20 protein-coding genes, 1 tRNA gene and 1 pseudogene are annotated in these 20,661 nt (G+C 45.3%); 7 read left to right on the plus strand and 15 right to left on the minus strand.

All coding sequences use genetic code 11. The features are described from left to right. Window positions 1–13: 13 nt before the first annotated feature. The 9 genes from CRG49_RS04330 to sdhC form a co-directional block, all read right to left on the minus strand. A complete protein-coding gene (locus tag CRG49_RS04330) occupies window positions 14–298 on the minus strand; it encodes a hypothetical protein (protein ID WP_229436886.1) in 285 nt (94 codons plus the stop codon). A gap of 34 nt (window positions 299–332) precedes the next feature. Further along, window positions 333–1,529, minus strand: a complete 1,197-nt coding sequence (gene odhB / locus CRG49_RS04335; RefSeq protein WP_095502130.1) for a 2-oxoglutarate dehydrogenase complex dihydrolipoyllysine-residue succinyltransferase — start codon at window positions 1,527–1,529, stop codon at window positions 333–335. A 91-nt stretch (window positions 1,530–1,620) separates the two neighbouring features. After that, entirely contained in the window at window positions 1,621–4,449 is a 2,829-nt protein-coding gene (locus CRG49_RS04340) for a 2-oxoglutarate dehydrogenase E1 component (protein WP_095502131.1), read from the minus strand. Window positions 4,450–4,650: 201 nt separating this feature from the next. After that, on the minus strand, window positions 4,651–5,934 hold the full coding sequence (gene gltA, locus CRG49_RS04345; RefSeq protein ID WP_095502132.1) for a citrate synthase: 1,284 nt from the start codon (window positions 5,932–5,934) through the stop codon (window positions 4,651–4,653). A 117-nt stretch (window positions 5,935–6,051) separates the two neighbouring features. Next, window positions 6,052–6,300, minus strand: coding sequence for a succinate dehydrogenase assembly factor 2 (locus tag CRG49_RS04350; RefSeq protein ID WP_095502148.1), 249 nt, complete (start codon window positions 6,298–6,300; stop codon window positions 6,052–6,054). Between the two features lie 2 nt (window positions 6,301–6,302). Then, window positions 6,303–7,010: a succinate dehydrogenase iron-sulfur subunit gene (locus CRG49_RS04355; protein ID WP_095502133.1), complete on the minus strand. Its 708-nt coding sequence runs from the start codon at window positions 7,008–7,010 to the stop codon at window positions 6,303–6,305. A 124-nt stretch (window positions 7,011–7,134) separates the two neighbouring features. After that, window positions 7,135–8,898: a succinate dehydrogenase flavoprotein subunit gene (gene sdhA / locus CRG49_RS04360; protein WP_095502134.1), complete on the minus strand. Its 1,764-nt coding sequence runs from the start codon at window positions 8,896–8,898 to the stop codon at window positions 7,135–7,137. A gap of 2 nt (window positions 8,899–8,900) precedes the next feature. Continuing rightward, window positions 8,901–9,242: a succinate dehydrogenase, hydrophobic membrane anchor protein gene (gene sdhD / locus CRG49_RS04365; RefSeq protein ID WP_095502135.1), complete on the minus strand. Its 342-nt coding sequence runs from the start codon at window positions 9,240–9,242 to the stop codon at window positions 8,901–8,903. Beyond that, window positions 9,236–9,613, minus strand: a complete 378-nt coding sequence (gene sdhC / locus CRG49_RS04370) for a succinate dehydrogenase, cytochrome b556 subunit (RefSeq protein ID WP_095502136.1) — start codon at window positions 9,611–9,613, stop codon at window positions 9,236–9,238. Before sdhC ends, sdhD begins: the two co-directional genes overlap by 7 nt. Before the next feature lie 510 nt (window positions 9,614–10,123). Here sdhC and CRG49_RS04375 point away from each other — a divergent pair. Continuing rightward, window positions 10,124–10,501, plus strand: a complete 378-nt coding sequence (locus CRG49_RS04375) for a YkvA family protein (protein WP_095502137.1) — start codon at window positions 10,124–10,126, stop codon at window positions 10,499–10,501. A gap of 51 nt (window positions 10,502–10,552) precedes the next feature. On the opposite strand, the gene CRG49_RS04380 is transcribed toward CRG49_RS04375, so the two are convergent. The 4 genes from CRG49_RS04380 to dapF all read right to left on the minus strand — a co-directional run bounded on the left by CRG49_RS04380 (window position 10,553) and on the right by dapF (window position 13,684). After that, on the minus strand, window positions 10,553–11,050 hold the full coding sequence (locus tag CRG49_RS04380) for a lipoprotein (protein ID WP_095502149.1): 498 nt from the start codon (window positions 11,048–11,050) through the stop codon (window positions 10,553–10,555). A 153-nt stretch (window positions 11,051–11,203) separates the two neighbouring features. Further along, on the minus strand, window positions 11,204–12,136 hold the full coding sequence (cysK, locus tag CRG49_RS04385) for a cysteine synthase A (RefSeq protein ID WP_095502138.1): 933 nt from the start codon (window positions 12,134–12,136) through the stop codon (window positions 11,204–11,206). A 95-nt stretch (window positions 12,137–12,231) separates the two neighbouring features. Continuing rightward, the gene (locus tag CRG49_RS04390; RefSeq protein WP_095502139.1) at window positions 12,232–12,834 is read right to left on the minus strand and encodes a hypothetical protein; all 603 of its coding nucleotides are present in this window, start codon (window positions 12,832–12,834) and stop codon (window positions 12,232–12,234) included. 1 nt (window position 12,835) lies between these two features. Beyond that, entirely contained in the window at window positions 12,836–13,684 is an 849-nt protein-coding gene (dapF, locus tag CRG49_RS04395) for a diaminopimelate epimerase (protein ID WP_095502140.1), read from the minus strand. A gap of 688 nt (window positions 13,685–14,372) precedes the next feature. Here dapF and CRG49_RS04400 point away from each other — a divergent pair. The 3 genes from CRG49_RS04400 to CRG49_RS04410 all read left to right on the plus strand — a co-directional run bounded on the left by CRG49_RS04400 (window position 14,373) and on the right by CRG49_RS04410 (window position 15,687). Next, window positions 14,373–14,720, plus strand: a complete 348-nt coding sequence (locus tag CRG49_RS04400) for a TonB family protein (RefSeq protein WP_095502141.1) — start codon at window positions 14,373–14,375, stop codon at window positions 14,718–14,720. A 195-nt stretch (window positions 14,721–14,915) separates the two neighbouring features. After that, on the plus strand, window positions 14,916–15,419 hold the full coding sequence (locus CRG49_RS04405) for a membrane lipoprotein lipid attachment site-containing protein (RefSeq protein ID WP_095502142.1): 504 nt from the start codon (window positions 14,916–14,918) through the stop codon (window positions 15,417–15,419). A gap of 192 nt (window positions 15,420–15,611) precedes the next feature. Then, window positions 15,612–15,687 (plus strand) — tRNA-Asn (locus tag CRG49_RS04410). Between the two features lie 89 nt (window positions 15,688–15,776). Here CRG49_RS04410 and CRG49_RS04415 read toward each other — a convergent pair. Further along, complete coding sequence (locus CRG49_RS04415) at window positions 15,777–17,267, minus strand: subtype B tannase (RefSeq protein ID WP_095502143.1); 1,491 nt, start codon at window positions 17,265–17,267, stop codon at window positions 15,777–15,779. A gap of 117 nt (window positions 17,268–17,384) precedes the next feature. Between CRG49_RS04415 and fdhD the strand changes: the two genes are divergently transcribed. Together fdhD and fdhE are read left to right on the plus strand one after the other, a co-directional pair. Next, window positions 17,385–18,182, plus strand: coding sequence for a formate dehydrogenase accessory sulfurtransferase FdhD (gene fdhD, locus CRG49_RS04420; RefSeq protein ID WP_095502144.1), 798 nt, complete (start codon window positions 17,385–17,387; stop codon window positions 18,180–18,182). Between the two features lie 74 nt (window positions 18,183–18,256). Beyond that, the gene (gene fdhE / locus CRG49_RS04425) at window positions 18,257–19,177 is read left to right on the plus strand and encodes a formate dehydrogenase accessory protein FdhE (protein WP_095502145.1); all 921 of its coding nucleotides are present in this window, start codon (window positions 18,257–18,259) and stop codon (window positions 19,175–19,177) included. Between the two features lie 91 nt (window positions 19,178–19,268). Here fdhE and CRG49_RS04430 read toward each other — a convergent pair whose 3' ends face one another. After that, complete coding sequence (locus CRG49_RS04430; protein WP_095502146.1) at window positions 19,269–19,631, minus strand: hypothetical protein; 363 nt, start codon at window positions 19,629–19,631, stop codon at window positions 19,269–19,271. A gap of 856 nt (window positions 19,632–20,487) precedes the next feature. Between CRG49_RS04430 and CRG49_RS04435 the strand changes: the two are divergent. After that, window positions 20,488–20,661: pseudogene (locus CRG49_RS04435) on the plus strand (IS1595 family transposase); the annotation flags it as partial.

Below are 20,661 nucleotides of genomic sequence, written 5' to 3' on the forward strand. Positions count from 1 at the left end.
AAAGAAGTGATGCCTAGCGTTTGTGGCGGCATGAATAAGGACTGAATTCCTTCACTTCCATGCGTGTGATGTTGTTGTAAACACGAATAGTGGCATTCGGATAGGTTTGGCAAAGCGATTGGCGCGCCATTTGAATGCCCGCTTTATTACTATCAAGCTCAAATTTTTTATTCAGCTGCTTACCTTGTGCATTATAAGCATTCACCGAATATTCCTTGCCGGAAAAAGCGGCACACGCCGATAAAGCCAGCGCAGATAAAATAATCAATGTTTTCTTCATGTTTACGACACCCAACATGCTTTCAGACGGCCTTAAAGGCCGTCTGAATATATTACAGATCTAACAACAGACGAGCCGGATCTTCCAAGGCATCTTTAATGGCTACCAAGGTCAATACCGCTTCGCGGCCGTCAATGATACGGTGGTCGTAAGACAATGCCAGATACATCATCGGACGAACCACAACTTGGCCGTTTTCAACCACAGCGCGCTCTTTAGTGGCATGCATGCCCAAGATGGCAGATTGTGGTGGGTTGATAATTGGGGTAGACATCATCGAACCGAAAGTACCGCCGTTGGTGATGCTGAAGGTACCGCCAGTCAAATCGTCCAAAGAAATTTTACCGTCTTTGGCTTTCACTGCGTAATCTACGATGGCTTTTTCAATGTCAGCAATGCTCATTTGGTCTGCATCACGCAAGATTGGCACCACCAAACCGCGTGGGCTGCCGATGGCGATACCGATGTCGAAGAAGCCGTGGTAAACAATGTCGTTACCGTCAACAGAAGCATTCACGATTGGGTATTTCTTCAGCGCAGCAACCGCAGCTTTCACGAAGAAAGACATAAAGCCCAATTTAGTGCCGTGTTCTTTCTCGAATTTGTCTTTGTATTTCGCACGCAAATCCATAATTGGTTTCATGTTGACTTCGTTGAACGTGGTCAAGATGGCGTTTTCTTGTTGAGAAGCCAACAGACGCTCTGCCACACGGGCACGCAAGCGGCTCATTGGAACACGTTGCTCAGGACGGGCACCGGCAGGAACTGGGGCGCTGGCAGCGGCAGCAGGTTTAGCCGCAGCATTTTGCACATCTTCTTTCAAGACACGACCATCACGGCCTGAACCTTGAACTGAATTCACATCTACGCCTTTTTCAGCAGCCAATTTGGCAGCAGCCGGCATAGCAGGCGCACCGGTTTGTGTAGCTGCAGCAGGAGCAGCAGCTTCTGGTTTTACTTCGGCAGCTTCGGCTTGAGGCGCAGCTTCAGCAGCAGGTTGCGCCGCAGCAGCTTCAGTATCGATGCGTGCCAATACCTGATCGGCTTCAACAGTTTCACCATCGCCAACGATGATTTCAGCCAATACACCGGCTTGTGGAGAAGGCACTTCCAAAACCACTTTATCGGTTTCGATTTCAATCAAAATTTCATCGCGAGCAACTGCTTCGCCCACTTTCTTTTTCCATTCCAACAAGGTACCTTCCGATACGCTTTCAGACAACATTGGCACTTTTACTTCAATAATCATTTTAGTCTCCGGTTTGCCGCCTTTCAGACGGCCTTGTGATGTGTTCTTATTCCTACGGCCTGAATCAGACCGTAGGCGTTTCTCTCTTCAATTAGCCATTCAATGCGTCTTCAACTAATTGCTTCAATTGGGCAACGTGTTTGCTCATGTAACCGACTGCAGGCGATGCGCTGCTTGGACGGCCAGCGTAAGACAGTTTTTGGTCTTCGGCAATCACCGCTTCCAAACGATGGCGGATTTGGTAGAACGCGCCTTGGTTTTGCGGCTCTTCTTGTGCCCAAACCACTTGTTTGGCATTCGGATATTTCGCCAATTCTGCTTTCACCTCATTATCCGGGAACGGATACAATTGCTCTACACGGATAATGGCTACATCGTCTTCCAGCTTGCGCTCGGCACGGCCTGAAGCCAAATCATAGTAAACCTGACCGGCACACAGAATCACGCGTTTCACGCTGTCATTGCTGCTGCGTTCGGCTTTGTCTTCAATCACCGGGCGGAAACGTGAACCTTCAGTGAAATCAGACAATGGGCTCATGGCATCTTTGAAGCGCAACAGGCGTTTCGACATGAAGATTACCAAAGGCTTACGATAAGAGCTCAATACCTGACGTTGCAACAAGTGGAACATTTGCGATGCTTCAGACGGCATCACGATTTGCATATTGTGTTCGGCACACAATTGCAACCAACGCTCCAAACGAGCTGATGAGTGTTCAGGGCCTTGACCGTCATAACCATGCGGCAGGATGGTGGTCAAACCACACAAACGACCCCACTTGGTTTCACCTGATGACAGGAATTGGTCAATCACCACTTGCGCACCGTTGGCAAAGTCACCGTATTGGGCTTCCCAAATGGTCAATTTATCCGGTGCTGAGCAAGCAAAGCCGTATTCATAAGCCATGACCGCTTCTTCATTCAAGATTGAGTCGATTACCAAGAAGTCTGCCGCGCCTTCACCCATGTTACGCAATGGCACATAAGCACCATCGTCCCATTTTTCACGTTTTTGATCGTGAATCACTGCATGACGGTGTGAGAAGGTACCGCGACCTGAGTCCTCACCGGAAATACGCACACCTGCGCCTTTGGTGACCAAATTGGCATAGGCGATGGTTTCGGCCATACCCCAGTCAATCGGCTGCTTACCTGAAGCCATGGCTTTGCGCGCTTCATTCACACGCTTGGCATTGGCATGCAGGGTGTAGTTATCCGGAATATTGGTAAATTTATCGGCCAAGCGTTGGATATCGGCAGCAGGCAAGCTGGTATCTGCATCTTCACGCCAGTCTTTGCCTTGGTATTTGCTCCAATCGATGCTGGTGCGTTGGAAATTGCTCAATGTGGTTTGTTCCACATGCTCACCTTTATCCAATGCATCACGATAGGCCTGTACCAAAGCATCGGCTTCGGTTTCAGTGATCACATTTTCAGCTACCAATTTTTCAACATACATGGCACGAACGCCTGGATGCTGGGCAACTTTTTTGTACATCATCGGCTGGGTCAATGTCGGGTCATCGCCCTCGTTGTGACCCCATTTGCGGTAACATACCACATCAATGACGATGTCTTTTTTGAAGGTTTTACGATAATCCAAAGCAGCTTGGATGGCAAAACATACACGTTCCGGATCATCACCATTAACATGGATGACTGGCGCAGAAACCATTTTCGCCACATCGGTACAATACACGGTAGAACGGACGTCGCGGGTATCAGAAGTGGTAAAGCCGATTTGGTTATTGATCACGATGTGAACCGTACCGCCGGTGGTGTAACCACGGGTTTGCGATAAGTTGAATGTCGCTTGGTTGACACCCAAACCGATGAATGCAGCGTCACCGTGAATCAACACCGGCAACACTTTTTCTTGACCGTTTTTACCCAAACGCTCTTGTTTCGCGCGAGCCGAACCTTCCACCACCGGATTCACGATTTCCAAGTGTGACGGGTTAAAGGCCAATGAAACGTGCATAGGACCGTTTGGTGTAGCAATATCTGAGCTGAAACCCATGTGGTATTTCACGTCACCGCTTGGGTGTTTGATTTCAGCACGGCCTTCAAACTCGGCAAATAAGTCACCCGGTTTTTTACCCAAAGTGTTAACCAACACGTTCAGACGGCCACGGTGCGCCATACCTATAATCACTTCTTCTACGCCATCTTTACCGGCATTTTGAATCAGGTAATTCAAGCCGGCAATCACGCTTTCACCACCTTCCACACCAAAGCGTTTTTGACCAACATATTTGGTATGCAGGTAGCGCTCCAAAGTTTCGGCTGCAGTCAATTGCTTCAATAAATATTGTTTTTGCTCTTTGGTATAGCGTGGTGTAGACAGCACGCTTTCAAAGTAATTGCGAATCCAGCGACGCTCTTCGGTTTCCGGAATATACATGTATTCCACTGCCAAATGGCCGCAATAAGTTTGTTTCAAGTTCTTAACGATATCAGACAAGGCCATTTTTTCTTGGCCGTCAAAATCACCTTCACCCATGCTAAATTTCACTGCCATATCAGCATCGGTCAAACCATGGAATTTAGGATCCAATGCTTCCAAATATTTTGGCGGCATACGTTTTAACGGATCCAATTGAGCCGCACCCACACCTTGAATGCGGTAAGCAGAAATCATGCGCAACACGCCAACCTGTTTTTTCAACATGGCCTCATCAACACTGCCTGCAATAGCGGCTGTTGATTTCGTCTTAGCCAAATTGGCAAATGATTCACGAATCGGTGCATGGGCAACGTCTACATCAGTTGCACCCGGCAGCTTGGTTAAGTCAGTAAAGTATTGTTTCCACTTATCTTCTACTGAGTTTGGATCAACCAAGAAAGCTTCGTATAACTCCTCAATATAAGGGGCATTTGAACCAAACAGATAAGAGAAATTGAGTTTTTCGTCCATCATGGCGTGTGCTCTTTTCTTAAGATATAAATAAAGGGTAGAACTTTGTGCTACTTTAACGGAGTTCAGGCCGTCTGAAGATGACACTTTATTCTACCCTATTCCGAACTAACTGCCTGTAGATATTTTGTCTTAAATCGATAAAACTAATCAAACAGACTTTTTAGTCTTTAAAATGTAAATCAACAATCATTAATAAGATAATTAACGTTGCTCAACCGGTGCGAAATCGCGACGGTCTTCGCCAGTGTACAATTGACGCGGACGGCCAATTTTCAGCGCTGGATCGCCGATCATTTCGTGCCAATGAGAAATCCAACCTACACTGCGCGCCAAGGCGAAGATAACGGTAAACATCTCTGTTGGAATACCCAAGGCTGACAATACGATACCTGAGTAGAAGTCAACGTTTGGATACAATTTGCGTTCCACAAAGAATGGATCTTTCAGTGCAATTTGCTCCAATTCCATTGCCAATTTGAATTTAGGACTGTCTTCCAGACCCAATTCTTTCAAGACCTCATAGCAAGTTTCACGCATGATGTTGGCGCGCGGGTCCATATTGCGGTAAACACGGTGACCAAAGCCCATTAAGCGGTATTTACGCTGCTTCACGCCTTCCATGTAGGCTTCTACATTAGAAACATCACCGATTTCGTCCAACATATTCAAAACGGCTTCATTAGCACCACCGTGCGAGGCACCCCACAAGCAAGCAATACCTGCTGCAATACATGCAAACGGATTGGCGCCTGAAGAACCTGCCAAGCGGACAGTCGAAGTCGAAGCGTTTTGTTCGTGGTCAGCATGCAAAATGAAGATGCGGTCTAAGGCGCGTGCCAAAACAGGATTTGGTTTGTATTCTTCACATGGTGTCGCAAACATCATATGCAGGAAGTTCTCTGCATAAGTCAGGTTATTTTTCGGATAGTTAAACGGCAAACCGTTTGAGTAGCGGTAACACATTGCCGCAATCGTTGGGATTTTAGAAATCAAACGATAAATCGCAATTTCACGGTGTTTTGGATCAGTAATGTCCAAGCTGTCTTGATAGAATGCAGATAATGCACCAACCACACCCACCATCATCGCCATTGGATGCGCATCACGACGGAAGCCACGGAAGAACCATGTCAATTGCTCGTGCACCATGGTGTGGTGGCTTACAATATCGGTAAACTCTTTTTTCTGTTCCGCATTTGGCAGCTCACCATAAATCAACAAGTAGCAAACTTCCAAATAATCGGATTTCTCTGCCAATTGCTCAATCGGATAACCGCGGTAGTAAAGCAAACCTTCTTCACCGTCGATATAGGTAATCTTAGACTCACAGCTTGCAGTCGATACAAAACCAGGGTCAAATGAGAACAAGCCGGTGTGTTTGGTTAATGCACGAATATCGATTACATCATTACCTAATGATGCTTCCAATACCGGTAATTCCAATGCCTCTTGGTTTGGGGTGTTGAGTTTTACTGTTTTAGACATTCTTTGCTCCTTTGTAAAATGGGGCTTTTATACGTTTTGCTTTACAGCACGGTCTTGCTTTCAGACGGCCTATGAATATTTCTACAATGTATCAGAAGCACTGTATCAATACCCATTTTATGCCTGTCTGATTCTATTAAGCAATGGAATCAGATGAGTTTTTTCAGTTTGTGTATAACCGTTAACCAAAGCTAACAAGTCTTGATCTTGAAATTCAAGAATCTCAACAAACGCAGCTAATTCCTCATCATTTAATTGCTCAAATTCTCTCTCCATAAACCGGCCGAGAACCAAGTCAAGCTCTAACAGTCCTCGGCGGGTTTGGAAACGGATTTTGCGTTTTGCAGTATCGTCAAATACCATCATCATTAAACTGCTCGTTTCAACATGATTTCTTTAATCTTACCGATTGCACGGGTAGGATTCAAGTGTTTCGGGCAAACGTCAACACAGTTCATAATGGTATGACAACGGAACAAACGATATGGATCGTTTAAATCATCCAAACGCTCGTTGGTAATGGTATCACGGCTGTCAGCAATGAAGCGGTAAGCATTCAGCAAGCCAGATGGACCGACGAATTTATCAGGATTCCACCAAAATGAAGGACAAGCGGTTGAGCAGCATGCACACAAGATACATTCATACAAACCATCCAGCTCTTTACGGTCTTCTTGAGTTTGCAGACGCTCTTTATCCGAGTCAATCGGCGTATCGTTTACCACATAAGGCTTAATCGAATGATATTGTTTGAAGAATTGGGTCATATCCACAATCAAATCGCGGATAACCGGCAAGCCTGGCAATGGGCGGATTTTAATCGGCTGCTTCAGGCTACGAATGTCGGTCAGACAAGCCAAACCATTTTTACCATTAATGTTCATGCCGTCTGAACCGCAAATGCCTTCACGGCAAGAACGGCGGAACGACAAGGTGTCGTCTTGAGCTTTCAGCTTAACCAATGCATCCAATAATTTTACGTCGGTCGGTTCGATTTCCAACTCGTATTTCTGCATATAAGGTTTCGCATCAACATCAGGGTTGTAGCGGTAAACTTCGAAACTTACTTTTTCCATGAGAAGTGTTCCTTTTCTCACGAGCGGTTTGATGAATGATTATAGAATTTCAAACCGTCGGTGTAGGGTCATTTTTCTGATATTTTTCAGACGGCCTTTGATAGGCCGTCTGAAACTGGATACATTAATAAACGCGCTTGGCCGGTTCGATATAATCAACGGTCAATGGTTTGGTGTGTACCGGTTTGTAGCTCAAGGTATTGCTCAATGAATGATACAGGGTGTGTTTCATCCAGTTATCATCATCGCGCTCTGGGTGGTCATCTGAAGCATGCGCACCACGTGATTCTTTACGCGCTTCGGCAGATACCAAGGTCGCTTTCGCTACTTCAATCAAGTTATCCAATTCCAAAGCTTCGATACGCGCAGTATTCCAAACCTTGCTCTTATCTTTAATTTCGGTGCGTTTCACACGCTCGGCGATTTCCAAGATTTCTTTCACACCTTTGCTCAAGATTTCATCGGTACGGAATACACCGGCGTGAAGTTGAACAGAGCGCTGCAAATCACGACGCAATTCATCAACATTTTCACCATCGGTTTGGTTATCCAAACGATCCAAGCGCTGAGCAGTCAATTGACCGGCATTTTCCGGCAATGCTTTCCAGCCTTCTTGTGCTTTAATGAAGTCGATCATACTGTCGCCTGCTGCTTTACCAAATACCACCAAGTCAAGCAAAGAGTTAGTACCCAAACGGTTGGCACCGTGTACTGACGCACATGCACACTCACCAGCAGCATACAAGCCTTTTACTACCGACTCATATTCGTCACCCTTAGGCACAATCACTTCACCATGATAGTTGGTTGGAATACCGCCCATCATATAGTGGGTAGTCGGCACCACTGGAATCGGGTCTTTAATTGGGTCGATACCGGCAAACTGGATGGAAATCTCACGGATGCCCGGCAGTTTTTCCATAATTTTTTCGGCACCGATGTGGTCGATTTTCAGCAATACATGGTCTTTGTTTTTACCACAGCCGCGACCTTCGTAAATTTCCATCGCCATTGCGCGAGAAACCACGTCACGAGAAGCCAAATCTTTTACAGTTGGCGCATAACGTTCCATGAAACGCTCGCCGTTGGCATTCAACAGAATACCACCCTCACCGCGCACACCTTCGGTAATCAATACACCAGCACCGGCTACACCAGTCGGGTGGAATTGCCAGAATTCCATGTCTTCCAATGGAATGCCCGCACGCGCACAAATGCCCAAACCGTCACCGGTATTCATGTAGGCATTGGTTGAAGATGCGTAAATACGGCCACCACCACCGGTAGCAAACATCACCGCTTTAGCATGGAAAATGTACACATCACCGGTTTCCATTTCCATCGCAGTCACGCCAACCACATCACCCTCTTCATCACGAATCAGGTCTAAAGCTGTCCATTCCACAAAGAATTGGGTATTGGCACGCACGTTTTGCTGATACAAAGTATGCAGCATGGCATGACCGGTACGGTCAGCAACGGCGCAAGCACGTTCTACCGCGCGCTTACCGTGTTCGGCAGTATGACCACCAAACGGACGTTGATAAATTTTGCCGCTTTCTACGCGGTCAAAAGGCATACCCATGTGTTCCAGCTCGATAACCGCTTCAGGTGCCGCACGGCACATAAATTCAATCGCGTCTTGGTCGCCCAGCCAGTCAGAACCTTTTACGGTGTCGTACATATGCCAATCCCAACGGTCTTCCTGCACGTTACCCAAGGAAGCAGAGATACCACCTTGCGCAGCAACAGTATGCGAACGAGTTGGGAACACTTTAGACAATACGGCACAATTCAGACCGGATTTAGACAATTGCAGGGCAGCACGCAGACCTGCACCACCGCCACCAACAATCACGGCATCAAACTTGCGAACAGGAAAACTCATACTTACCCCCAAATAACTTTAACTGAATATACCAAGCAGCCAATCAACCAAACGATGGTGGCTACTTGCAAGAATAAACGCAGACCAAACGGTTTAATATAGTCCATCCACAAATCACGGATACCAACCCATGCGTGCAAGAACAAAGCAATAAAGCTCACTTGAGTAAACAATTTCACCCAAGTTTGGTCAAAAAATGCCTGCCATGCAGCGTATTCTTTTGGCAGTGCCAACAAGAATACAATCAACACAACAGTATAAATCAGCATAATAACAGCAGTTGCACGCTGCATTGCCCAATCTCTCAAACCGTAGTGGGCACCGGTTAATTTACGATCTACCATAACAAGGCTCCAATCACTACAGTCAATACCAAAGCAGCAATAAACACCAGCTTGGCAGTATTACGGGCTGTGTTTAATTCCAAACCTTTATGCGCATCCAACAACAGGAAGCGGATACCGGCCAAACTGTGATGCAGATATGCCCACAGCAAACCAATCAAAGCCAGTTTCACCAGCGGATTGGCAACAAAGGCACGATAAGCTTCAAAATCTGATTCTTGACTTAATGTGCCTGAAAGCAAGTAAAGTAATACCGGCAAGGCAACAAACAAAACAACACCGCTGACGCGGTGTAAAATAGAAACAATCCCCGGTATCGGCAAGCGAATATTAGGGATTTCTAGAAAGACAGGACGTGGTTTGGCGGACATGGTCTGTTCCTCTGAATTTATTTTCTTCTCAAAATCGGGTAGCGCAAAACTACAATGAATTACACTTGCTATAATTTACATGGTTTAGCGCCGTTTGAACAGCCCAATTTGTAAACAACCTAATAAATTTTTACAAAAAAGAGACAAATAATTTTATCGTATTTCTTTTTAACTACTCCTTTCGCCTGATAATTGATAATATCAACCTAAATCGCCATTCCCTAGATAAACATTCAATTTATCTGAATTTATTCAGTCGGCAGTGCCTACTCAATTTCCACATACTCCTGAGCAATGGAAATTATTTTGATATTAATTAAATAAGGCGGTTATCTTAATCTTACTTAAGGATTGTACTTTTGGGCTGCTTATCATAAAACTGCATTGAGTTGACGTATCTTATCATCCAATCTCTTATACTTGCTTTTGGTTTTCCGTTCCAATGTTTTCACTAAACAAGAAGAATGGCCAAGTAACACATATCACGACAACGATTAAAAGGGCTTTTCTATGAACGATTCAAACTCTGTTTCTCCTGAAGACTATATTCCCAAATTCAGACGCAAAAAACTCGATGAACCCGGTTTCTTGCGCAAGCTTGGCCGTTTTGCAGGCAGATTGGGCGCGCCGGTAGTGCGCCAGCTTTATGCGCTCTATTTTTTGTGGAAATCACCGCATACACCCAAACAAGCCAAGATGATTATCTTAGGCGCATTGGTATATTTCTTCAGCCCGATTGATGCTATTCCCGATTTATTGGGACCATTGGGGTTCACCGATGATATTGCCGTAATCACATTGGTGTACAGCCAAATGAAAGCTTATCTGACTGAAGACATTCGCGGACAAGCACGCATTGCCACTGATAAGATTTTAGGTAAAAAATAACCAGTAATAAAAAGGCCGTCTGAAATTCAGACGGCCTTTTTTTATATCAAATTATTGCAATGGCGACATATTCATCACTTCCATCAGGAAGTTGGTAAATGCCGGATTGCTTGGTTTGCTGTTCATGCTCTTCCAGCGTTGTTGCCAACCACGCAAAGCGTTTTGAATATACAGCTTAGATTGTTGGGTAGTGATTTCACCACGTTGGCTATCTACGGCAGAACGCAAATACACTTCATACATACTGTCGTCAACAGAGTTGCGGCCAACCAATTGGATGCGATAGCGATTCAAGTATTGAGCCGCTTGAACTTTGGTCATCTTTCCTTGACTGACCTGATAGCTCAAACGCGTCGCTTCGTCACGGATTTTGGAAACATCCGACCAGTGACTAGAAGCTAGACGGAAACCGGCAGCCGGCTTCTCAGTTACTTGGACATTAGTCGGGCGCACCGGCACTTCTTTTAAGGTTGGCACGTAAATAGATTGACAACCGGCAAGTGCCGCCAATGTAAATAAGAGGGGGATATATTTTTTCATGTGGGTCATTATAATCAGATTCGTCGAATAGTCCAAATGATGGCAGCACGGATACATCATCAAGTTTGCTCAATTACAACATATTTCGAATAGGCCGTCATCATCTGAAAAATGAAAACACACAAAAAAGGCCGTCTGAAACGGCCTTTTTAATCACTGATATTATGCCAAATCGGCAAACAATGGCGTAGAAAGATAACGCTCGCCATAAGAAGGAATCAATACTACAATCAATTTACCTTCGTTTTCAGGACGTTTCGCCAGTTGCAATGCGCTCCAAACGGCTGCACCGGAAGAAACACCCACCAAGATGCCTTCTTTTTCTGCCATCGCACGAGCAGTTTCAAATGCTGCTTCGTTTGGTGCTTTAACGATTTCATCGTAAATGGTGGTATTCAATACGCTCGGTACGAAACCGGCACCAATACCTTGAATCGGATGTGGGCCTTTTTCACCACCGCTCAATACAGGTGAGGCTTCCGGTTCTACCGCAACGATTTTGACATCAGGTTTGTGCTGTTTCAACACTTCGCCCACGCCAGTAACCGTGCCGCCGGTACCCACACCAGCTACAAAGATATCCACTTTACCATCGGTATCACGCCAGACTTCTTCGGCAGTGGTTTCCCGGTGGATTTGTGGATTGGCAGCATTGTCAAATTGACGCGGCATGAAGTAAGTGCTTGGATTTTCATCAACCAAAGATTGTGCTTTGGCAATCGCACCACCCATACCTTCAGCAGCCGGAGTGAGAATCAATTCCGCACCAAATGCACGCAACAGCATTTTACGCTCTTTACTCATGCTCTCTGGCATAGTGATGGCCAATTTATAGCCGCGAGCAGCACACACCATTGCCAAACCGATACCGGTGTTACCGCTGGTTGCTTCAACAATCACGGTATTTTTGTTGATTTTACCGGCCTTTTCCGCCTGCTCAATCATCGCTTCTGCAATACGGTCTTTTACGCTGCTACCTGGGTTGAAAAATTCCAACTTCACAGCAACGTCGGCTTTCAAACCCTCGGTCAAACGGTTTAATTTCACCAAAGGAGTATTGCCGATTAATTCGGTAATGTTGTTTGCAATTTTCATGTTCTGCTCCTGAATAAAGATAATACAACCTGCATATTAAGCTGAGGCCATCTGAAAAACCAATATTTAATATTTCTTACTTTATAACTTTTTGTTTAAAAACGCCCTACGATGATGATGGACAAAACCACCGCCACTTGGACGACCAACAACATCAAAAACCCACTTTGCAATTGCCGGCTGCTAAATAAGCTGGCAGGCTGCTTCATGATTTTAACGCGGTGCACATAAAATACTGCCATTAAAACCAATTGCACGATAAACCAATAGCTCGGCTCCAAGGCATAAAAAGCCAATAATGCCGGCATGGAAAAAATAGAGGTGCCTTCCGGATAATGATACCAAACCATACCTGCCAATAAAATAAATACCGCAGTCATCAGTGCATTGCTGACTGCAAACAAGCTCAGCAAAGGATGCGCTTCATCAGCCTGCCAAAATTGGCCGTCTGGTGTTTTTTGCCAATGGTTCAAAAAGAAAAAAATACTGCCTATCGTTAAATAAAAATGCGGAATAAACAAAGGCCCAACATGGGTAATGCCCCAGGCACCAGGTATAATTTCCGCGCCCAAAAAGCCCACGCCCAACCATGCAATCACTGCCGCCCAAAACCATTGGAATTTCTCAGCTTTAAAAATCAGCCCCAAGAAAAACACGGCATAAATCACGGCTGCCCATAAATCAAAATGAAAAGCCATCTTAATATTGCAACTCGCCTTCAAATACTGTTTCAGCAGGACCGGTCATCATCACATCATCACCATTCTGCCAGCTGATAAACAAATCGCCCCCCGGCAAGCTCACCTTAACCGGCACACCCCCATCCAGTAAACCTAAGCGTACACCGGCCACAACTGCCGCACACGCGCCGGTGCCGCATGCTTGCGTTTCACCCGCCCCACGTTCATACACACGCAACTGAATCGATTGGCGATCCACAACCTGCATAAAACCAACATTTACGCGTTCCGGAAATTGGCTATGCGATTCAATGGCCTCACCCCAATGCTCGACTGGCGCATTTTGCGTATCTTCCACTACAATGACCGCATGCGGATTACCCATATTGACGCAACTTACCGGAATGGATTCCAAGCCCACCAGCACAATATGTGTTAAGGCATCATCTGCTTCATCACTAACCGGCACAAACGGAATTTCAGACGGCATAAATTTTGGTTTGCCCATATTCACAGTAACCAAGCCATTATCCAACAATTTGGGCACAATCACACCACTGGCGGTTTCCACCAAAATTTCCTGCTTGTCAGTCAACCCTTTATCCACCACAAAACGCACGAAACAACGCGCACCGTTCCCGCATTGCTCTACCTCCCCGCCATCGGCATTAAAAATGCGGTAACGAAAATCCACCGCTTCAGATGATGGTTTTTCCACCACTAAAAGCTGGTCAAAGCCCACCCCACGGAAACGGTCAGACCATTGTGCCAAAGGCGCTTCTGTTGGGTCAAACTGCTGTTCGATCGCGTTGACCACCATGAAATCATTACCCAAGCCATGCATTTTTGTGAATTTTAAAGTTTTCATTATTGCTTCCTAGCTGTTATCTGCCTAAAGGATGCTGTTTAGCCAACAGGCAAACTATATATAAAGAATCACGCTTGCCCAATCAAACTGTTTCGACGACTAACATTCTTATTATGATTCAAAAGGCCGTCTGAACACATTCTACCTTAGTTCCGCAAAATTTTTATGCCCTATCGTTTTTAACTATGGCCACATTGAATAGAAACAACGCAGCACCTTGATTACATTTTGCAAGAATCATCTAAAAATATTTCAACAAAATCCAAATATATGTATTAAAAAAAACAACATTTTTAATAATCGGTGCAAAAATACGACAAGCGGTATTTTTAAATAAATAAACGGTGTTTTTTAGTTTCAAAACACCTATATTTTTATTCTTAACTGAGTTATTCAAAATAAATATATGATTTTAAAATAATTAATTTGTCATATTTTCTCAAGTTACTTTCAATAAAGTATAAATTCTAAGCTTAAAATGCCAACAATTAGAATAATCACTACTAAAAAATAAACCGTTTATCGCAATTTTTGCGCATTTATCGTTTGCTAATTCCCTGCCAACATTGCAAAATGCATACATCGAAACACGGAACACAACAAGTTCCAACAAAACATAATCTTTATAAATTAAAGAATTACACATTAACAAAATTACGACAAACGTTTAACTCACAAGGACAATATCATGAACATCCGTCAAACTTTAACCGCTTTAGTTGCTTTCACCGTTTTAGCTGCTTCACAAGCCGCCATGGCAAACAATATTGCTTTCTATCAAAAAGCATCTGAAGCCACCGCTCCGATTACCGGCAAAGTTGCTGTGCGATTGACCATTGGTGCAGACGGCGATGTTCACAATGTACGCGTGGTGCGCAGCAGCGGCTCAAGCAGCATCGACAACAGCGCCGTTCAATGGATGGAAGCGCAAACCATGTCACCTGTTTTGATCAACGGTATTGCCAAAGAATTCAGCGTTGTGAAAGAAATTAAATTTTCAGAAGGCAAAAACATTCAACAAGCCAGCTTGAAATAAGCTTTTCATCTCCCTGCTTACCCCAGAGCGCCAAAAAGCACTTTTCCCAAGAAAGTGCTTTTTGGCGTTTTCGTTTCCAAAAACCAACAAAATTCCTGCCAATTCTTGCCTTTTACCTAGCATAACGAAAATCAGCAATGAAAACCGCTATACTCATTGCCGTCAGTTAATAAAGAAATTTCCAAAGGAAAAACAATGAAAAAGATTCTGTCAGCTGCACTCGCCATCACCGCTTTAAGTGCCTGCTCGGTAGGCACACCCGGCATGTCTGTGGGCTTAGGCGTGGGCACCCGACTGGGCAGCCATGTCGGCTTGGGCACTTCTTTAAATATCCCTGTGCGCTTGGATCAAACCAAAATCGGTTCCAACACCAACCAAAGTAAAAACAACGGCGGCGTCAATATTGTTGACGAGCAAATTGTGACTTATTTTGACGCCCACGGTAATGCTTCAAATAATGCGGTGAAAGGCGGTTTTTACCGTCAATTATTAAGCAAACGCAATAATGAATATGTGGTGCAAGATTTTTACAGCGACAACAGCATCAAGCGCACCGACCCTTACACCATCAACCGCAACCAATTGATGCAATTTCGCGCAACACCGACCAACGGCTCTCTGACAACTTATGCCTACAACGGTAACGTTATGCAGCAACAAGTTTTCCAAAACGGTAAATTGGTTAGCGCAAAATACTGATTACGGCAAAATAAATAGCTTACGCAAATAATGTGCATACCTAGCTTTCAGACGGCCTGACAACACAAGCTTGCCATCGTATGTTAGCGATAAAATAAATTTTCTTAGCTTTCAATTATTTGTAATATTGCTACGAATTTATTGCCTTTTATCGGTTGACACATTTTTTGCAGACGCTATAATACGCTCCATTCCCCGATAGCTCAGTCGGTAGAGCGACGGACTGTTAATCCGCAGGTCCCTGGTTCGAGCCCAGGTCGGGGAGCCAAATTAAAAAGCCTGAACAGAAATGTTCAGGCTTTTATTCTTATGTATCTCTAAAAAACAATACCGTCTGAAAAGGTTCAGACGGCATTATTATTGCGTACTCACTTGTTTCATCCAAGCAAACAATTCATCTAAATCATAGTCTCCGCTATGTGGCACGCCCCACGGTAAGGCATAATCAACGTTGGCGCCATGGTTTTGCAGCTTGGCCGCCAACACAGCAGAGACCGCCAATGAAGTATCGCGGTCGTTGGTGCCGACACGAATCCGCCAGTTTTGCGGCATTTTCGCGTCGGTATCGCCCACATAATTCAGCGGATTCATCATTTTAATGTCTTGCGCTGCGGCCATGGTTGCGCCTGCTACGGTGCTGTTGCTCATGGCAAAGGTAGTGAAATGCTGTTTGTCGGTATCGGCATTGCCAAATAATTGGTTTTCACCGGTCGATAAATCCACGCCGTCAAATGCAGGCGGCGTTTTCTGACGGCCTGCGGTTTGTGCATATTGGGCAAAATCAATTGCCGTTACTTTGCCGTTTTTCACCGCCAGCCAACCCGCTTTTACTTCTTTGCCGGCATCCAATTGCTGTTGTGCCGATTGCGCCAAGAATCCGGTCACGAAATCTTTAAAGCTGCCGTTGCCGCTTTGATCCAAGGTCAACGCACGGCCTTGTGCGTCTTTCGGATTCAAGCTGTTGATGTAAGCAGGATACATGGGCTTGAGTTTATCGGACAAGGATTTTTGTGCTTCGGTGAGCGTACCTGGCACCAGTTCACGCTTGACGTTGTAATCCAGCATGGTCACACTCATTTTCTTGTAATCGTTGACACCGTTAAACTGCCATTCATAAGCCATGTCAGCGTGTTCCAAATCGGTAATCGGGCAATATGCGGAAACCGCAAAAATATCATCGCCCGCATTCGCTGCGCCTAGGGCTTTCAAATGCGCTTCATAATCCGGATGATTGCCGCTTGCACCCAATAATGAAGACTGCGCACCGCCCGCGCTGGTGCCGTTGGAAATGATTTTTTCAGCATCACCCGGCATCACTTTATCGTTAGCTTTCAAATAGCGCACTGCCGCTTTTAAATCGACAATTGCCGCCGGTGCTTTACCAGTAGCCGCAGTCCGTCCGCGCGCGCCTGCCGATGCCACCACATAACCTTTTGACAAGGCTACCGCTGCGGCATTCGGTGATTGCACCGCATTTTCAACCATAGGTCCACGCGGGCGTTTCAATTCAGGCTTCGCCGGTTTGGCCGGCATATAGCCGCCGATTTGATTAGGGAAGAAAATCGGTGCCGTTTCTGCTGTAAAGCCGTCAATATTACCGTTTTGGTAATATTGCTCCGGCACATAAATATTCATCACTTCATATTCAGCATCGATTGGATTTTTAACGTACACAATGCCTTCATAGGCACGGAATTTAATCGTTTCACCATTCACCACCATACTTTGTTCGGTGTATGGCTGTTTGGAAAAATCCAAATCATGACTTGTTTTGCCCGATGTTGCCGCACAAGCACTCAACCCCATCGCCACAGCAGCCGCCAATAATGTTTTATTTACTGCATTCATGCTGATAACCTTAATCATTCAAATAAACGATTGCGATTATGCGCCCAACTTTGGTTTATTCCGGTTAAGAAGCAGAAAAAATCGCGCTATAATAGCGCTTTTCAGACGGCCTCACTCATGACTTCCCTTCCCCTGCAAAGCTATACCGTATATCGCGCTGATTCAGACGGCCTGCGTGAAGAACAAGACGTGCTAGCCGAAGAAACCGCCATCGCCTTGGTCTACAACGGCATTACCCATGTGGTATTGATGGCTACGCCGCAAAATTTGGAAGCCTTGGCCTTGGGATTCAGCTTGAGCGAAGGCATTTTGACCACCGCTTCCGAGCTGTACGACATTGAAGTCAACGAAGCCTGCGATGGCATTGAAGTGCACCTCGACATCGCTTCCGCACGTTTTCAAGCCTTAAAAGAGCGTCGCCGCAACATGACCGGCCGCACCGGTTGCGGTTTGTGTGGCATCGACAGCTTGGCTGCGGTCAAACCGCAATTGCCGCAAGTACCCCGCGGCCAGGCATTGGCCATCCGCAACATTCAGACGGCCTTAGCCGATTTCGACAACCATCAGCCCTTGCGTCAATCCGTTGGCTCGGTACACGGCGTGGCTTGGGTACAAAACGGTCGTATTTCAGCCGCGTTTGAAGATGTCGGCCGCCACAATGCCTTAGACAAATTAATCGGCCACGGCACGCAACAGGCTTACAATTGGCAGCAAGGTTTCGCGCTGATTTCCAGCCGCGCCAGCTATGAGATGGTCGCTAAAGCCGCTGCGATGGGCATAGGCTGCATTGTTGCCGTCTCCGCCCCAACCGCGCTGGCCGTGCGCTTGGCCGAACAAGCCGGCATGACCTTAATCGGCTTCGCCCGCCCGCATAAATTTACCGTTTATACCCACCCGCAATATATTGTGAAATAATCATTCGAATCACATATCTTTTCAGACGGCCTGTTGATCAATAGGCCGTCTGAAACACACCACAAGGAAAATACATGAAAACCACCACCATCAAGCCGGTTGAAGAAATCCAAAAAGGCTTGTTCCACACCCCATTCTGGCTCGCGCCGGAACAAGAAATCTTTGCCGAGCGCGCCGTGCGTTTCAAAGAATTGGCGCAGGCAGACAAAAGCGAATGGAATCTTTACCTGACGCTGCTTTCCACCGTTTGCGAAGCGCAACAAGCCGTGATGGCGCGCCATGATTTGACCTTGAATCAATTGAGCGAAGGCGCAACTGTTTTGCCGGAAGCCTTGAATAGCGATGTACCGTCTGAATTTTATGACGTATTCGGCGACATTCTGAAAGAAGTAAACGGCAAAATCACCGCCACCGCCGCCATCGAAGTGAGCAAATTAAAAGCCTTAAGCCAAGAACAAGCCAAAGCCTTGGCCAAGCGCGTATTAACCCAAACCACCGAAGACCAAGACCGCTCAGCCGAGATCTGGGTGCAAGCCGCATTGCAAGTGATTTGGACGGCATGGGCTTTGCAACTGACCGAAGATCATGTACCGCCAACCGAAGACCGCACCATCTGCCCTTGCTGCGGTACCGAACCGGTCGGCAGCGTGGTGTTGATCAAAGGCGATTTAAACGGCTTCCGCTACATGCACTGCCCATTGTGCAACAGCCGCTGGAACGTGCTGCGCGCCAAATGCCCGACTTGCGGCGATGCCGGCAATATGCGCATTCAACACATCGACGAAAAAAGCACGCCTGAATTGGCGCCGGTCTATCAAGGCGCGCATGCTGAAAGCTGCAAATCCTGCCACAGCTACCGCAAACTCTACCGCCTCGACAAACAGCAATACGCCGATCCAGTCGCTGACGACTTGGCCTCACTGGGCTTGGACATTGTGGTCGGTGAAGCCGGTTTCGATCGCGCCGGGGGCAATCCGTTTTTATTGTTAGATTGATCCAATAATTGCGTTATTATTAAACGAAAAGGCCGCCTGAAAACAAATTTTCAGGCGGCCTTTTTATTCAATCATCCAAACCAATCACATCTTAACGTGGCACCGGTTCACACTTGGTTTGGAATTTATTGTTTTTATCATCGTAGGTCAGCGTTGTCACACCATCTACAATGCGTAATTCTGTTGCGTTACCAAAGAAACCGGCATTATTTTGGAAACGCTCACCTTGACCCGCCGGCGCTTTTTGCAATACCGCGCTTGGGTTACCTGCCACGTTCAGCGCAGTGACTTTCACACGGTCAGCACCGCCTTTGGTCGTACCGGACACACGGATTTTTGCACCATTGTCACATACAAAATCATGTTCCGCCTCAACCTGCTGCGGGTGTACCGAGCTACACGCTGCCAAAACCGCTGCAACCGGCAATGCTGCTAATAAATGAGCAACTTTCATATCCATCTCCTATCGTATTAAATTATTAATATTAATAAATTCATTTCACTAGACTACAATTTCATACTAGCAAAACTGATTTGAGATAGCAAACTGGCTTGGTCAAAAATACCCTATTTATCCTTTAAAAAACAGCCAAAAGCGGCAAAACACCATTTTCTTTACTTATTTTTCATAAGAAAAATAGATAGTTAAAATGATCGTGTAAAAAAACATTAGTTTATTTAAGATAATACGATATGATTTATTTCGCTTAGCTAAAGCAATACTAAACCATAGATAATAAAAGCAAAGCCTTAGATGCAGTAAAACCGCTTTTCATTAAAAGCGGTTTTACTTAATCATGATGTCAACAGATTACCAATTTGCATTATAATATAACCTGTTGATTTTATTGATTTTTTGGTAAACGGAGAGACCCTAATTTTTAATTCAAATATATGATTTTAAATAAATAAATTTATTCAATATTTTAAAATACCCCCAAAAATACCCCCATTTTGCACAAGTCACCCATTTTTTACCCTGTTTTTTTTCTCACCGGCATAAATCAGATTTAGGCCGCCTGCATCATTTTTCAGACGGTCTAACCTATCGGCTGAAACAGCCCCATCATACCCCAAATTAAAAATAAGCGTATATAGGTGCTAAAAAACAGCGGGAACAGCGGGAACGCAGGAACATTTGACTTAAGTAATTTATTTTTGTAACAAAATGTCCCCGCTCCCTTTTTTGGCCAGCGGGAACACTTTCCGCCAAATCCGCCCTATTTACTATCTATCCCAATGATTTAAAACAATAAATATCGAAAGGGCTTAGGAAGCAAAATCATCAAAAAACCTGATAAGCTCCTAATATGAAACTAAAAAATAAGTATCAAAAGTTCAGCAAAATTTCAGAGCAAAAGTTTAGAGAAATAATCCGCTGTTTCGCTCTTGATTTGACCGCTTCCGATACTGCTAAAATGACCGGCATTAGTGTACGCAGTATCAATCCTATTTTCCTGAAAATCAGACACAGGATTGCTGCT

Source organism: Neisseria sp. N95_16 (genome assembly GCF_002551535.2).
In the GTDB taxonomy this organism is placed as follows: Bacteria; Pseudomonadota; Gammaproteobacteria; order Burkholderiales; family Neisseriaceae; genus Neisseria; species Neisseria brasiliensis.